Genomic DNA, 14,013 nt, shown 5'->3' with positions numbered 1-14,013 from the left:
CTATTCGAGTTGATTTGCTAACTGTTAAGACTGTGAAGGATGAAACGTGGCAACGACTAATGATTTGAAAAACGGCTTGGTAATGAAGATTGACAACCAGTTGTGGCAGGTTGTCGAATTTCAACATGTGAAGCCCGGCAAGGGGCCGGCTTTCGTGCGCACCAAGATAAAAAACATCCTTTCGGGCAAGATTGTCGACCGCACCTTTAACGCGGGACTAAAGATTGAAACCGCTACCGTGGACCGCCGCGACATGACCTACTCTTACAACGACGGTACCGACTACGTGTTTATGGACGAAAAAACCTTTGAAATGGTCAGTGTCACTCCCGAAATCGTTGGTGACGCCGCGCACTTCCTGCTGGAAAACCAGAAATGCATTTTGGCTTTCAACGAAGGTAACGTTTTGTTCATCGAACTGCCGGCCTCGGTTGTCTTAGAGATTTCGCACACGGAACCGGGCTTGCAGGGCGATCGCTCCAATGCGGGCACCAAGCCGGCGACCCTGGAGACGGGCTGGGATATTCAAGTGCCGCTGTTCCTGAATATCGGCGACAAGGTGAAGGTTGATACCCGCTCTGGCGAATACGTTTCGCGGGTTACCGATTAAGACTGAGGCGGACGCGAGTCGGGGCGCAGGCTTCCGGCTCGCGTTACGCATTTCGTGAGGGGACAAGACAGTGGGACATAAATTGCCGCGGCGTACGCGGGAGCGGGTTCGAGCCGTAGATGTGCTTTATGAGGCGCACGCGCGTGGCTGGGACACTCCCGAAGGCATTTTTTCCCTAGCCCAAATTCGTCAAGATGAGACGACCGCCCAGACCGCGCTTCCGGCCTATGCCATCGACATTTTGGAAGGCGTGGCCCAGCATTTAGAGCGGATTGATGCGGCTTTAACGACATATTCAAAAGCGTGGCCGCTGCACCGGATGCCCGAGGTCGACCTGGCGATTATGCGAGTTGCGACTTGGGAGATTCTGTTCAATCCCGATGTGGAAGGAGCTGTAGCCATCACCGCCGCTATGCAAATCGCGGAGGAACGTTCTACTGACGAGTCGCCGAAGTTTATCAACGGTTTGCTGGGTGCCATCAACGATATGAAAGACGCGTTGAGTAAAACCGAGGCTGAGCAAGCCTTGAGCGGTGAAGCGAGTGCCAAACTCGAGTCCTCGATGCCACAGAGCTTTGACACTGCCGCAAAAACGGCAGCGGCGGGCGGTGTCTTGGAGCAGATTGACTTAGACACCCTGGAATAGCCTCCGCGGTTAGTTGCGGTTCATCATTTCGCGCAGGATATCTGCGGATTTTTCCGAGTTGTCCAAAGTTTCGTTGATAGTTTGGGCTTTCTGTTGCGCTTTTGCCCACTTTTGGAAACGAGCCGCGGCCTCGGGAGAGTTGTCGGGTTGCGTGACCTCATCCTGGTTCAGCTCCGGCGTGTCGTCGTTGCCAAAGAGAAGCTGCATTAATAGCTCGCGTTTTTCATCCATAACCCTATTATCGGCGATTTTTCCCCGGAGTTTAGCTCGAAAACGCCCGTGTTCAGAAATTGCCTCATAACCTGGAGGAATTCAACATTCCCGACCCAATTATCGGCGGCGCGGGCGCGGGATTCGGTGGAGCGGGAAAAAACGTGTACTATTAAGCCGCATTAAAACCTTTAATTTCGCCCTGTGAGGCAGAAAGGAAAAATATGGAAAAAACAGTGTTGGGCAGTGCTGACATTGCCCGTTCGCTGAAACGACTGGCCTTCGAGATAATGGAGAAAAACCAGGGTCTTGAAGATGTCGTTCTGTTAGGAATCCCCACCCGTGGCGTTGAGCTAGCCAATCGGTTGGGGACTTTTTTAAAGGAAAATAATCCCGATACAGACGTCCCGATTGGCACCCTGGACATCACCCTGTACCGCGATGATCTTTCCCGTCAACCGATACGAGTACCTAAACCCACCGTGATGCCTCAGACCGGCATTGACGGCAAAACGGTCATCCTCGTCGACGACGTGCTCTATTCCGGACGCACGATTCGGGCTGCGCTCGATGCGTTGAACGATCACGGCCGACCTGCCCAAGTGCAGCTAGCCGTGCTGGTGGACCGCGGTCACCGGGAACTTCCGATTCGTGCAGACTACATCGGCAAGAATCTGCCCACGTCACGGACGGAACAAATACTCGTAAAACTTCAAGACAGTGACGGCGAAGACGCCGTGATTATTGCAGACGGGAAGGAATAAAAATCATGCGACATTTACTCTCTGCGGCTGATTTGAGCCACGAAGATGTCCTGAAAATTTTGGATACTGCCGAAGCCATGGCGATGACCCAGGCTCAAAAGGTGAAAAAACTGCCGACCTTGCGCGGCAAAACCGTGGTCAACCTCTTTTTTGAGAACTCCACCCGGACCCGGATTTCTTTTGAAACCGCGGCCAAGCGTCTCAGCGCGGACGTCATCAACTTTTCCGCGAAAGGTTCCTCGGTAGCGAAAGGCGAATCCCTGAAAGATACGGCTTTGACCCTGCAGGCTATGCGGGTTGACGGCATCGTTATCCGCCATTCCTCCTCCGGAGCGGCCTACCGTTTGGCTAACGCCGGCTGGTCTGACGTGCCCGTGCTCAACGCGGGGGATGGGGAACACCAACACCCCACTCAGGCTCTGCTCGACGCGATGACCCTGCGCCGGCACTATCTGGGCTTGAGCGGCGGCGACCTGGCCGGTAAAGACCTCAACGGTGCTCACGTGGTCATTGTGGGCGATATCCTGCACTCTCGCGTAGCCCGTTCCAACGTGGACTTGATGTCGACTTTGGGCGCTCACGTGACCCTGGTCGGTCCGCCGACCCTGATGCCGGTCGGGGTGGAAGATTGGAAGTGCGATGTGTCCTACGACTTGGATGCGGCTCTGGCCACCAATCCCGATGCGGTGATGATGCTGCGGGTGCAGCGCGAGCGTATGAGTTCTGCCGGCGGGGGCTACTTCCCGTCCGTGGTCGAGTATCACCGGGCTTACGGTTTGAACAACACCCGTTTCACTAACCTGCCAGAACGTACGGTTATCATGCACCCCGGTCCGATGAACCGTGGTATGGAAATCTGCGCCCAAGCCGCAGATTCCGCAAAGTCTGTCATTGTTGAACAAGTTGGAAACGGCGTGAGTGTCCGGATGGCTGCCCTTTACCTTTTGCTCGCGCCGGAAGGAGGCCTGCTGTGAAGGAATATTTGATTAAGAACGTGACCCTGCCGAACGGTGAGGGGGCTGACATTGCTGTCAAGGACGGCATTTTTGCGGGTGTAGGCGCGAATGCGGCGGATGCTGTTTCCGCTGGCGCTACCACCATTGATGGCAACGGCTTGGTGGCTTTGCCCGGCCTGGTTGATATGCACACTCACCTGCGCGAACCTGGCGACGAGGACGCGGAAACGGTCGCTTCCGGCACGCTTTCAGCGGCTTACGGCGGTTATACCTGTGTTCACGCGATGGCTAACACCAATCCCGTCCAGGACAACGCCGGTATCGTCGAGCAGGTCGTGCACTTGGGGAACCTCGCGGGCTGGGTACAGGTGTGCCCGGTCGGTGCCGTTTCCGCCGGTCTGCAAGGTGAACACCTGGCCGACTTGGGGTCCATGAACCGTTCAGACGCGCACGTCACGGTGTTTTCTGACGACGGAAAATGCGTTTCCGACCCGGTATTGATGCGCCGTGCTCTGGAATACGTAAAGACCTTTGACGGGGTGGTTGCTCAGCACGCCCAAGACCCGCGTCTGACTGAAAACGCACAAATGAACGAGTCTCCGCTGTCTGCGGTTATGGGTATGCCCGGTTGGCCGGCGGTTGCGGAAGAAGCCATTATTCTGCGCGATATTCAGTTGGCTTCCCACGTGGGTTCGCGCGTCCACATCTGTCACGTGTCCACCGCAGGCTCGGTCGACATCGTGCGGTGGGCCAAGAGCCGCGGCATCGCCGTGACTGCCGAAGCCACCCCGCACCACATCCTGCTGACCGAGGAAATGGCTCAGACCTACGACCCGCGCTACAAGGTCAACCCGCCGCTGCGCACTGCTGCGGACACTGAAGCCTTGGTGGCTGGTCTGATGGATGGCACTATTGACTGTATCGGTACCGACCACGCGCCCCATCCTTTGGAGGAAAAGGACTGCGAGTGGCAAGCCGGGGCTTTCGGCATGATTGGTTTGGAAACCGCTCTGCCGGTGGTTCAGAAAGTCATGGTCGATACTGGCAAGTTCACGTGGGAGGACGTGGCGCGAGTCATGTCTACCGCGCCGGCGCATATTGGCCGAGTCAAGGAACAGGGTCAGGGCATCGTCACCGGCAAACCGGCGAACCTGACCTTGTGGGATCCATCCACGCGCCGCACCATTGACCTGGAGTCGCAGCATTCCCTGTCCACAAACACCCCTTACCTCGGCATGGAACTGCCCGGTCAGGCGCGGTACACCATGTGGAAGGGCGAGTTCACGATTATGGACGCCACGGCTATCCCGCTCGATCAGCGCTAAGAATATGACAACGATGGAAATGCCTGGTCAAGGCCATAATCCACAAAGTGGCGCCCGCCCCGCGCTCCCGATGGATCGGGGAGACGCGGTGCTGGTTCTGGAGGATGGTTTTGCCCTGTCGGGCAAGGCTTTCGGAGCCAGCGGGCGAACCTTGGGTGAAGTCGTGTTTTCCACTGGAATGACCGGCTATCAAGAATCCCTCACGGATCCTTCCTATCATCGACAAATCTTGGTCATGACCGCACCGCATATCGGCAACACCGGCATGAACACGACCGACCCGGAATCTAACCAGATTTGGGTGGCGGGTTATGTGGTGCGAGATCCGGCTCGCCGAGCCTCGAACTGGCGTGCCGAAAGTGACCTGGAAGATGAGCTGGTGCGTCACGGCATCGTGGGAATCAGTGATGTGGATACGCGAGCCTTGACTTTGCATATTCGTCAAGCCGGTGCCCTGCGGGGTGGCATTTTTTCGGGCGACGCCATGCCGGTCGGCGCCGAAAACTTGGAACCCCACGCGGTCGCGGCTTTAAGATCCATCATTCAAGACTCCCCGCAGATGACGGGGGCGGCGCTCAGCGCCGAAGTCTCTACCAAAACACCCTATGTGATTGCTCCCACCGGTGAATTCGCCGGTGGGAGCCCACGGGCGGTGTTGGCGGCATTGGACTTGGGGGTTAAGTCTCGCACCCCGGAAATTTTGGCTTCCCTAGGCGTGGAAGTTCACGTGTTTCCCGCGGACTCGACCCTGAAAGACCTGCAGTCCATCAACCCCGACGGGGTATTTTTCTCAAACGGCCCCGGCGACCCCAGCGCAGCCACTCATGAAATTGAGCTGCTACGCGAGGTGCTGGACGCGGGACTGCCGTACTTCGGAATCTGTTTCGGCAATCAGCTGTTGGGACGCGCCCTAGGCTACGGAACTTACAAGCTCGTTTACGGTCACCGGGGAGTGAACCAGCCCGTGCTGGACAGACGCACCGGTAAAGTCGAAATCACCGCCCACAACCACGGTTTTGCGGTAGATATGCCGCTGGGAGAAGCCTCGGTAACGCCCTTTTGCAACGGGAAATACGGCCGAGCGGAAGTTACCCACATCGGACTGAACGACAATGTCGTAGAAGGTCTGAGGTGCCTGGACATCCCGGCCTTTTCCGTGCAATATCACCCCGAAGCTGCCGCCGGTCCGCACGATGCCTCACACCTGTTCAACGACTTTTTACAGATGATGCTGCAACATCGCTGTGAAAATACCACCGGGAAGGCGGATTCCTGATGCCGCTGCGTCAAGATTTACAATCTGTTATGGTCATCGGCTCCGGGCCGATTGTCATCGGTCAAGCGGCCGAGTTCGACTATTCGGGTACGCAAGCCTGTCGAGTGCTGCGTAATGAGGGCTTGAAAGTTATTTTGGTCAACTCCAACCCCGCCACCATTATGACTGACCCGGAGGTCGCCGACTGCACCTATATCGAACCGATTACCACCGAATTCTTGGAATCTATTATCGCCAAGGAACGTCCCGATGCGCTGCTGCCCACGCTGGGCGGACAAACGGCCTTGAACGCGGCGGTTAATCTGAGCGAAGCCGGGATTTTGGACAAATACCAGGTCGAACTCATCGGCGCTAATGCGGCGGCCATCAACGCGGGCGAGGACCGGGAAGAATTTAAGAAAGTCGTGGAACGCTGCGGTGCGGAAGTGGCCCGGTCTTTCATTGCTCATTCCCTAGAGGAGGTCAACGCCGCGGTCGCGCAGCTCGGTTTTCCCGTCGTGGTGCGCCCGTCCTTTACTATGGGGGGCTTGGGTTCCGGGATTGCCTATAATCAACAGGATTTGGAACGGATTGCCACGGCGGGTCTGTCCGATTCGCTGACGAACGAAGTTCTGTTGGAAGAAGCCATCATCGGGTGGAAAGAATATGAGCTCGAACTGATGCGGGACCGCGCCGATAACGTCGTGGTCGTGTGTTCTATCGAGAACCTGGATCCGGTTGGGGTGCATACGGGGGATTCCATCACGGTGGCACCCGCCATGACTTTGACCGATCGGGAAATGCAACGGTTGCGCGATATCGGGATTGCCGTCATTCGCGAGGTCGGTGTGGACACGGGCGGGTGCAATATCCAGTTCGCCGTCCACCCCCAGACCGGCCGGATTATCGTCATTGAAATGAACCCGCGCGTGTCGCGTTCTTCGGCTCTGGCATCAAAGGCAACAGGTTTCCCGATTGCAAAAATCGCCGCGCGGCTGGCAGTGGGGTACACCTTGGACGAGATTCCCAACGACATTACGCTGTCCACCCCGGCGTCGTTCGAGCCCACCTTGGATTATGTGGTGGTGAAAGCCCCGCGGTTTGCTTTTGAAAAGTTCCCCGCGGCCGACCCGACACTGACCACCACCATGAAATCGGTGGGCGAAGCGATGGCTATCGGCAGAAACTTTACCGAGGCCCTGCAAAAGGCGTTACGCTCCCTGGACAAGCGCGGATCCAGCTTTGACTTCGCTCAGCCCGCTCCCAACCCGGAGCAAACCGCACAACTCCTGGAACAAATGGCTACACCGACGGAGCGACGCTTGACCCAGGTGGTGCAGGCAATCCGTGGGGGAGCGTCGGCTGCAGACATCTATGCTGCAACCAAAATAGACCCGTGGTTTATCGACCAGTTGTTTATCCTCTGCGAGGTGGCCCAGCGTCTGCGGGAAGCTCCCGCTTTGCAACCCCAGTTACTGCGCGAAGCGAAACGTCATGGATTCTCAGACCTGCAAATTGCCCAGATTAGGGGCATTTCAGAGGACACCGTGCGGGAAGTTCGCGACGCTTTTGGCCTGCACCCGGTGTACAAGAAAGTCGACACCTGCGCCGGGGAATTCGCCGCGAACACGCCATATCATTATTCGTCCTACGACCTCAGTACCGAGGTGCAGCCGCGTGAGAAGCCGGCGGTCATCATCTTGGGTTCCGGACCGAATCGAATCGGGCAGGGTATCGAATTCGACTACTCTTGCGTGCACGCTGCCCTGACGCTGAAAGACGACTACGACACGATTATGGTCAACTGTAACCCCGAGACCGTGTCGACCGACTACGACATCGCCTCGCGGCTCTACTTTGAACCCTTGACCTTTGAAGACGTCTATGAGGTGTACCGGGCGGAACTTGCTTGCGGGCCGGTAGCCGGGATGATTGTCCAGTTGGGAGGCCAAACCCCGCTGTCTCTGGCGCGGCGCCTCACCGATGCCGGAGTGCCAATTTTGGGCACCCAGGCGCGTGCGATTGACTTAGCCGAGGACCGGCAAGAGTTCGAACGGGTCTATACCGCCGCCGGAGTGGCTGCCCCCGCCCACGGCACTGCCACCACGAATGCCGGAGCGCGAGACATCGCCGCCGAGATTGGGTTTCCCCTGCTGGCCCGCCCCTCCTACGTGCTGGGGGGTCGAGGCATGGAAATAATTTTCAACGCCGACCATTTTGAGGATTACCTCAGTCGATTGGGGCCGGATTCGGCCGGAGTTGGCGCCGGACCGCTGCTCATTGACCATTTCATGGACGATGCCATCGAAATCGATGTGGATGCGCTCTATGACGGACACGAGCTGTACCTGGCTGGTGTGATGGAACACATCGAAGAGGCGGGTATTCACTCCGGAGACTCGGCTTGCGTACTGCCCCCTGCCACGCTCTCGGGCACGATAATTAACCAGATACGCGCCGCGACCGAATCTATTGCTCAAGGCGTGGGCACTGTCGGGCTCATCAACATTCAGTTCGCGCTGGCGGCGGGAGTGCTCAACATTATCGAAGCGAACCCCAGGGCGTCGCGCACCGTTCCGTTCGTGGCGAAAGCGACCGGGGTTCCCCTGGCGAAGGCGGCCGCCAAAGTCATGACCGGCACCACCATTGCCCAGTTGCGTGAATGCGGCATGCTGCCGGGCGTGGACTTTGCCCAGTGGAGTAGCTTTCCCGACATCGCCGTCAAGGAAGTGGTCCTTCCTTTCAAGCGTTTCCGCACCTTTAGCGGCACGATGGTCGATACGATTCTGGGACCGGAAATGCGTTCGACCGGCGAGGCGATGGGCTTGGGAATGAATCTGCCCATGGCCTATGCTAAGTCCGAGCTGGCTACAGTAGGAGCGCTGCCCAAACCGGGCAAGACTATCGTGGTGACAGTGTCTGACCGGGATAAACGCCACATTATTCTGCCGTGTTCACGCCTCCACCAGCTAGGTTACAAGCTGGTGGCTACCGAGGGGACGGCTTCGGTCTTGGAACGCAATGGGATTCCGGTCACCCGGGTGGAAAAGGATCGGCAACTCACCGACGGGTCAGCCGACACGTCCTTCAGCTCTTTCGTGAAATCTGCGGAAGTTGGCATGGTCGTCAACACTCCGGAACGCGGCAAGGGCACTCGCGAAGCGGGATACCGGATTCGCACCGCGGCCGCTACCGCCAACAAGGTCATCATCACAACTATGCGCACCCTCCAGGTCGCCGTACAGGTGATGGATTTCCTCAGCCAGGGACAGACTTTCACGGTGCGGTCTTTGCAGGAACGACAAATTGAAATGGAAAAGTCCGGTACTCGGATGCCCGGTAAGGCATAAAATGGCTTTTCAGGGAGCTCGGATTTTTGCTCTGAGCGAGTTCCTGATGTCACTTGAGAAAGGGAAGTCATGAGCGCTGCGCCAGAAGCAAATCCTGTCGAACCGTTTGGAAAACGTTGCCTCGAAACCATTGCAGACCGGGGATCTCTCTGTGTGGGGATAGATCCTCACCCGGAGCTATTAGAAGCCTGGGGTTTGCCGCGCAGCGGGGCTGGCGTATGGGATTTTTCCATGCGTGTGCTGGACGCACTGGGCGATTTGTGTGGATTCTTTAAGCCGCAATCGGCGCTGTTCGAGGAATATGGTGCTTCCGGCATTTCCGCGCTCACCGCGACTTTGCGGGCAATTCATGACGTTGGCGCAATCAGCATTGTGGATGTGAAGCGCGGCGACATCGGTTCCACCATGAGCGCCTACGCGAGGGCGTACCTGTCAGAAGGTCCGTTGGAGGCTGACGCGATGACGCTGAGTCCGTTCTTGGGATTCGAGTCCCTGCGTCCCGCGCTGGACCTGGCAAAACAGAACGGCAAGGGGACGTTTGTACTGGCGTTAACCTCAAACCCGGAGTCCGCCTCAATCCAATCAGCGATGATTTTGAATGAGGGTGGAACACCTGAGAAGTCCCTGGCTGCGGATATTATGCAACGTGCGGGTGAGGAAAATCGTCAGGCGGCACAAGCGGGGTACTGGGGTCACGTAGGTTTGGTCGTGGGAGCCACCGTCGGGGAGCGTATGCGCGGTTTAGAGTCTCTCCTTGACGAAGCGAATGCGCCGCTGCTGGTGCCCGGCTTTGGCGCTCAGGGTGGAAACCCGGAAAGTATCGCCAAAGTCTTTGGGAAAGCCACAGACCGGATTATAGTTTCGAGTTCTCGCGGGATTTTGCGCCGCGGTCCCGAGGCAGGTGCGCTACAAGCCGCCTTCGGAGAAAATTTAGATTCCCTTAAATCCCTAATTTCGTGAAGCAATACTGTATAGAATGCTCTCTAGGGTTGGTCGTTGACCAATTCGGGTCCACAAATAAGACAGAAAACAGGAGTATAGCAAATGGCACTTCCTCCACTTACCGCTGAACAGCGTGCGGAAGCCTTGAAAAAGGCCGCGGCGGCGCGTAAACATCGTGCTGAAGTCAAAGCTGATTTAAAGAACCGCAAAAAGACGCTGTCCCAAGTTTTGAAGGCTGCCGAAAAGGACGAAGCCCTGGCAAAGATGAAAGTTCAGTCTTTGCTGGAGTCGCTTCCTCGCGTCGGCGCTAAGACCGCCGCCTTGGCAATGGAAGAAATCGGGATTTCTCCGGCTCGTCGCATCCGTGGTCTTGGTCCCCACCAGACCGCCGAACTCATCAAGCGTTTCGGCTGATGGCGGACGCCGGCGCTACTGCCCGGCTGTTCATACTTAGCGGACCCACCGCTGTTGGAAAGGGAACAGTGGTGGGTTCTCTCTGTGCGACTTTTCCGGGAGAGTTTTACCTGTCCATTTCTGCCACCACTCGAGATCCTCGACCGGGAGAAGTCGATGGACAGTCCTATATTTTCATGACGAAACCCCAGTTCGAACAGCTAATCGAAACCGGGGGACTGTTGGAGTGGGCACAGGTTCACGGCAAAAACTACTACGGTACCCCAGCCGCCCCTGTCGATGAGGCTTTACGTCAGGGCAAACCGGTTCTGTTGGAAATCGACTTGGCGGGAGCCCGGCAGGTAAAAGCTCTGCGTCCAGATGCGCACACCATTTTCCTCAAGCCCCCGTCTTGGGAGGAGCTGGTGCGCCGTTTGCAGGGGCGTGGCACGGAGTCCTCGGAAGAGCAGCGCCTGCGCTTGGATACGGCGCGCACCGAGTTGGCTGCCGCTGAGGAATTTGACGAAATCGTGGTCAATGACGAAGTGCCTAACGCTACCGCGCAACTGGCTAAAATTATGGGTTTGCGCTAGGATAGCTGGGCTGAAGAAACCAAAAATCACTATTGAGGGGGATTTTTTATGACCGGAACCGTCGCTCACCCCGAGGGTATCACTGACCCGCCTATTGACGACCTGCTGGAAAACGTTGATTCTAAGTACGCCCTGGTGGCTTTCGCGGCTGCTCGCGCACGCCAGATTAACACCTATAACCAGCAGCTGGAAGCGGGCCTGTTGGACACTATCGGCCCGCTGGTTGATCACGGTCCGCGGGAAAAGCCCCTGTCTATTGCCATGCATGAAATCGCGCAGGGCATGTTGGATATGCAGTTAAAGGGCGATGAGCCAGAAGACGAGGCTCCTGAGGAGGATACCTCGGAACCGGTAAATCCGCTGGAAGCCTTGGCGGTCTCTTTCTCCGAGGGCCTGGCGAAAGATGACAACGCCTGAACTTGACGCCCCCCACGGTCCAGAGAAAACCGTCATCTTGGGGGTGGGAGCCTCCGTGGCCGCGTTTAAAGCCATTGAGGTGCTGCGCAGTCTCATCGCTGCCGGGGTTAACGTGTGGGTTTGTCCCACGGTTGATTCGCTCAATTTTGTGGGGAAGGCGACCTGGGAATCCCTGAGCAATCACCCGATTCATACGGACGTGTTCCAGACCCCTGACTTCATTACCCACGTAACCCTAGCCAGCCAAGCAGACCTGTTCCTGACGGTGGGAGCTTCCGCCGATTTGATGGCACGTTTCCGCATGGGTCTAGCTGACGAGTTCCTCACCCTAGTTGCAATCACGGTCGACTGCCCGCGTCTCATCGCTCCGTCAATGCACCCCACAATGTGGGAAAACGCGGCGACCCAGGACAACGTGGCGGTGCTGCGTGAACGGGGCTGGCGCTTTATCGGTCCCGAAACCGGCAAGCTGGCCGACAACTCCCATGGCATCGGACGCCTCAGTCAACCAGACGTCATTTGTGATGCGGTTTTGGCACAGCTCGGTATGAGTGCCCCCGGTTCTATCGAATAGTTTTCACAAGGCCGCCACATGAGTTTTCGTTCCGTAGTGGTTTCCGCCGGGGGGACTCGCGAGCCCTGGGACGAAGTGCGCTTCTTGGGGAATCGTTCTACGGGACGCCAGGGCTGTGAGGTGGCTCGGGCAGCTCTAAAGACCGGAGCCGACGTCACGTTAGTGGCCGCCAACGTGGAAGCAGCCCTCATTCCTCGCGGGGTCAAGGTCACGGAGGCCCCTACAGCGGAAGAGATGCTTCGCCAAATGAACGCCGCCGCCACGGGGGCAGACTTGATAGTCATGTGCGCTGCCGTAGCAGACTTTCGCCCTATCCAAGTCTCGGGAAAGATAACCCGCCACGCCGACACTATCCCCACCTTGCAGTTGGAACGCACCCCCGACGTCCTGATGAATCTCATTAAGCACCGCCACGTGGGCCAGACCATTGTCGGCTTTGGGGCGCTGACCGGCAGTGAGGCGCAGGTGCGGGAACAAGGCCGTAAGAAAGCCCTGGACAAAGGTGCCGACCTGCTGTGCGTCAATCGAGTCGGGGACGGCCACGGTTTTGCAGCCGCCAGGAATACCTTGTTCTTTTTCGATTCGAAAGGTAACGAACGAGGTCAAGCCAGCGGCACGAAACTTGAAGTCGCCGAGGTCCTGCTCCAACTAGCTGGAGAAATCTCGCAAAGTCACTAGAATTCTTTTATGAGTAAAAAAGTCACTTTCACATCTGAATCTGTCACTGAAGGACATCCCGATAAGGTTTGCGACCGGATTGCCGACTCAATTCTGGACGCTATCTTGGAACAAGATCCGGCGGCGCACGTTGCGGTAGAGACGTTTGTCACGACCGGGCTGGTTCATGTTATGGGTGAAGTGACGACCGAGGCTTACGTAGAGATTCCCCACATTGTGCGTCACGAGATTGCCCAGATTGGCTACACGTCCTCGGAGATTGGCTTTGATGGTCGCAGCTGCGGCGTGATGGTGTCCTTGGGGCAGCAATCCCCGGACATTGAAGCGGGCGTCAGCCATTCCCTGGAAGTACGTCAGCGGCCCGAAGCCTATGACCCCCTGGAACAGCAAGGCGCTGGTGACCAAGGGATTATGTTCGGATATGCTTGCGATGAAACTCCGGATTTGATGCCGATGCCGATTTGGTTGGCGCATAAACTGTCCCAACGCCTGGCTCAGGTGCGTAAAGAGGGGATTGTTTCCGGATTGCGTCCTGATGGCAAAACCCAGGTGTCGGTTGAGTACGAGGACGGGGTGCCACGCGCCCTGTCGACTATCGTGGTTTCAACCCAGCATGCCCCGGATCGCACCCAGGCGGAACTGCACGCCATGGTCAAAGCGGAGGTCATTCGCCCGGTACTCGACCAGTTGGATATTGAGCTGGACACGAAGGACGCGGAAATTTTGGTGAACCCCTCGGGCCAGTTCATTATCGGCGGACCCGCCGCGGACTCCGGTTTGACCGGTCGCAAGATTATTGTGGACACCTACGGGGGTATGGCGCGTCACGGGGGAGGGGCCTTTTCCGGTAAGGACGCCTCAAAGGTCGATCGTTCGGCCTCTTACGCTTTGCGTTGGATAACCAAGAATATTGTGGCGGCTGGTTTGGCAAAGCGTTGCGAGATCCAAATCGCTTATGCGATTGGACGAGCTAACCCGGTGTCCCTGTCAGTGGAAACGTTCGGGACCGGTGTCGTGCCAGATGAGGAACTGGCCGCGGCGATTCGTGAGACTTTCGATTTGCGTCCCGCCGCCATCATTCGGGATTTGGATCTGACCCGTCCGATTTTCCGCTACACCAGTAACTATGGCCATTTTGGGCGTGATGGCTTCAGTTGGGAAGAAACCAATCGGGCGCAAGCTCTCAAGGATTATTTCCAGTAAAACCGGCTGTAGGGGCTGGTTTTGGCCCCGACTTCCGGGACGAAATGGCAACTGCCGGATTTTCGTATTCGGGGTATGAGTTGTAATTAAGTCGTGT

General features: G+C 57.2%; 14 protein-coding genes and 1 pseudogene. 14 read left to right on the top strand and 1 reads right to left on the bottom strand.

All coding sequences use genetic code 11. The features are described from left to right. The first annotated feature begins 46 nt into the window (after positions 1-46). Positions 47-610, top strand: coding sequence for an elongation factor P (gene efp, locus SPI05_RS03290; RefSeq protein WP_282921604.1), 564 nt, complete (start codon positions 47-49; stop codon positions 608-610). Positions 611-680: 70 nt separating this feature from the next. Next, positions 681-1,256, top strand: coding sequence for a transcription antitermination factor NusB (nusB, locus tag SPI05_RS03285; protein ID WP_321076142.1), 576 nt, complete (start codon positions 681-683; stop codon positions 1,254-1,256). Positions 1,257-1,265: 9 nt separating this feature from the next. On the opposite strand, the gene SPI05_RS03280 is transcribed toward nusB, so the two are convergent. After that, on the bottom strand, positions 1,266-1,487 hold the full coding sequence (locus SPI05_RS03280) for a hypothetical protein (protein WP_321076140.1): 222 nt from the start codon (positions 1,485-1,487) through the stop codon (positions 1,266-1,268). A 173-nt stretch (positions 1,488-1,660) separates the two neighbouring features. Here SPI05_RS03280 and pyrR point away from each other — a divergent pair, with 173 nt between their 5' ends. From pyrR to metK, 12 genes and pseudogenes are all read left to right on the top strand, one after another. Further along, the gene (pyrR, locus tag SPI05_RS03275) at positions 1,661-2,230 is read left to right on the top strand and encodes a bifunctional pyr operon transcriptional regulator/uracil phosphoribosyltransferase PyrR (RefSeq protein ID WP_282922657.1); all 570 of its coding nucleotides are present in this window, start codon (positions 1,661-1,663) and stop codon (positions 2,228-2,230) included. Between the two features lie 5 nt (positions 2,231-2,235). Beyond that, the gene (locus SPI05_RS03270) at positions 2,236-3,204 is read left to right on the top strand and encodes an aspartate carbamoyltransferase catalytic subunit (protein WP_282921601.1); all 969 of its coding nucleotides are present in this window, start codon (positions 2,236-2,238) and stop codon (positions 3,202-3,204) included. Beyond that, complete coding sequence (locus SPI05_RS03265) at positions 3,201-4,511, top strand: dihydroorotase (RefSeq protein ID WP_321076136.1); 1,311 nt, start codon at positions 3,201-3,203, stop codon at positions 4,509-4,511. Before SPI05_RS03270 ends, SPI05_RS03265 begins: the two co-directional genes overlap by 4 nt. Before the next feature lie 4 nt (positions 4,512-4,515). Further along, positions 4,516-5,787: a glutamine-hydrolyzing carbamoyl-phosphate synthase small subunit gene (carA, locus tag SPI05_RS03260; protein WP_414601960.1), complete on the top strand. Its 1,272-nt coding sequence runs from the start codon at positions 4,516-4,518 to the stop codon at positions 5,785-5,787. Next, the gene (carB, locus tag SPI05_RS03255) at positions 5,787-9,116 is read left to right on the top strand and encodes a carbamoyl-phosphate synthase large subunit (protein ID WP_321076134.1); all 3,330 of its coding nucleotides are present in this window, start codon (positions 5,787-5,789) and stop codon (positions 9,114-9,116) included. The genes carA and carB overlap by 1 nt, the downstream gene beginning before the upstream one ends. Positions 9,117-9,185: 69 nt before the next feature. Further along, positions 9,186-10,076 carry an orotidine-5'-phosphate decarboxylase gene (gene pyrF, locus SPI05_RS03250; protein WP_321076133.1) on the top strand — a complete coding sequence of 297 codons (891 nt, stop codon included), beginning with the start codon at positions 9,186-9,188 and terminating at the stop codon, positions 10,074-10,076. Positions 10,077-10,160: 84 nt separating this feature from the next. Further along, complete coding sequence (mihF, locus tag SPI05_RS03245) at positions 10,161-10,472, top strand: integration host factor, actinobacterial type (RefSeq protein ID WP_295026758.1); 312 nt, start codon at positions 10,161-10,163, stop codon at positions 10,470-10,472. Continuing rightward, entirely contained in the window at positions 10,472-11,044 is a 573-nt protein-coding gene (gene gmk, locus SPI05_RS03240; RefSeq protein ID WP_321076131.1) for a guanylate kinase, read from the top strand. The genes mihF and gmk overlap by 1 nt, the downstream gene beginning before the upstream one ends. Before the next feature lie 48 nt (positions 11,045-11,092). Then, positions 11,093-11,341: pseudogene (gene rpoZ, locus SPI05_RS03235) on the top strand (DNA-directed RNA polymerase subunit omega); the annotation flags it as partial. Positions 11,342-11,447: 106 nt separating this feature from the next. Then, positions 11,448-12,035, top strand: coding sequence for a flavoprotein (locus SPI05_RS03230; RefSeq protein WP_321076129.1), 588 nt, complete (start codon positions 11,448-11,450; stop codon positions 12,033-12,035). 18 nt (positions 12,036-12,053) lie between these two features. After that, the gene (locus SPI05_RS03225) at positions 12,054-12,713 is read left to right on the top strand and encodes a phosphopantothenoylcysteine decarboxylase (RefSeq protein WP_321076126.1); all 660 of its coding nucleotides are present in this window, start codon (positions 12,054-12,056) and stop codon (positions 12,711-12,713) included. 9 nt (positions 12,714-12,722) lie between these two features. Further along, positions 12,723-13,916 carry a methionine adenosyltransferase gene (gene metK, locus SPI05_RS03220; protein WP_321076124.1) on the top strand — a complete coding sequence of 398 codons (1,194 nt, stop codon included), beginning with the start codon at positions 12,723-12,725 and terminating at the stop codon, positions 13,914-13,916. Positions 13,917-14,013 lie beyond the last annotated feature (97 nt).

It is taken from the genome of Mobiluncus sp., assembly GCF_034180645.1.
Lineage (GTDB): Bacteria > Actinomycetota > Actinomycetes > Actinomycetales > Actinomycetaceae > Mobiluncus.
The sequence above is the reverse complement of the archived record's forward strand: the minus strand, read 5'-3'. Positions and strand labels throughout refer to the sequence as shown.

Coding starts and splice junctions, on each gene's coding strand:
- SPI05_RS03280 (WP_321076140.1), bottom strand. CDS start 1,487: ATGGATGAAAAACGCGAGCTATTAATGCAGCTTCTCTTTGGCAACGAC.
- SPI05_RS03270 (WP_282921601.1), top strand. CDS start 2,236: ATGCGACATTTACTCTCTGCGGCTGATTTGAGCCACGAAGATGTCCTG.
- carA (WP_414601960.1), top strand. CDS start 4,516: ATGACAACGATGGAAATGCCTGGTCAAGGCCATAATCCACAAAGTGGC.
- carB (WP_321076134.1), top strand. CDS start 5,787: ATGCCGCTGCGTCAAGATTTACAATCTGTTATGGTCATCGGCTCCGGG.
- pyrF (WP_321076133.1), top strand. CDS start 9,186: ATGAGCGCTGCGCCAGAAGCAAATCCTGTCGAACCGTTTGGAAAACGT.
- mihF (WP_295026758.1), top strand. CDS start 10,161: ATGGCACTTCCTCCACTTACCGCTGAACAGCGTGCGGAAGCCTTGAAA.
- gmk (WP_321076131.1), top strand. CDS start 10,472: ATGGCGGACGCCGGCGCTACTGCCCGGCTGTTCATACTTAGCGGACCC.
- SPI05_RS03230 (WP_321076129.1), top strand. CDS start 11,448: ATGACAACGCCTGAACTTGACGCCCCCCACGGTCCAGAGAAAACCGTC.
- SPI05_RS03225 (WP_321076126.1), top strand. CDS start 12,054: ATGAGTTTTCGTTCCGTAGTGGTTTCCGCCGGGGGGACTCGCGAGCCC.
- metK (WP_321076124.1), top strand. CDS start 12,723: ATGAGTAAAAAAGTCACTTTCACATCTGAATCTGTCACTGAAGGACAT.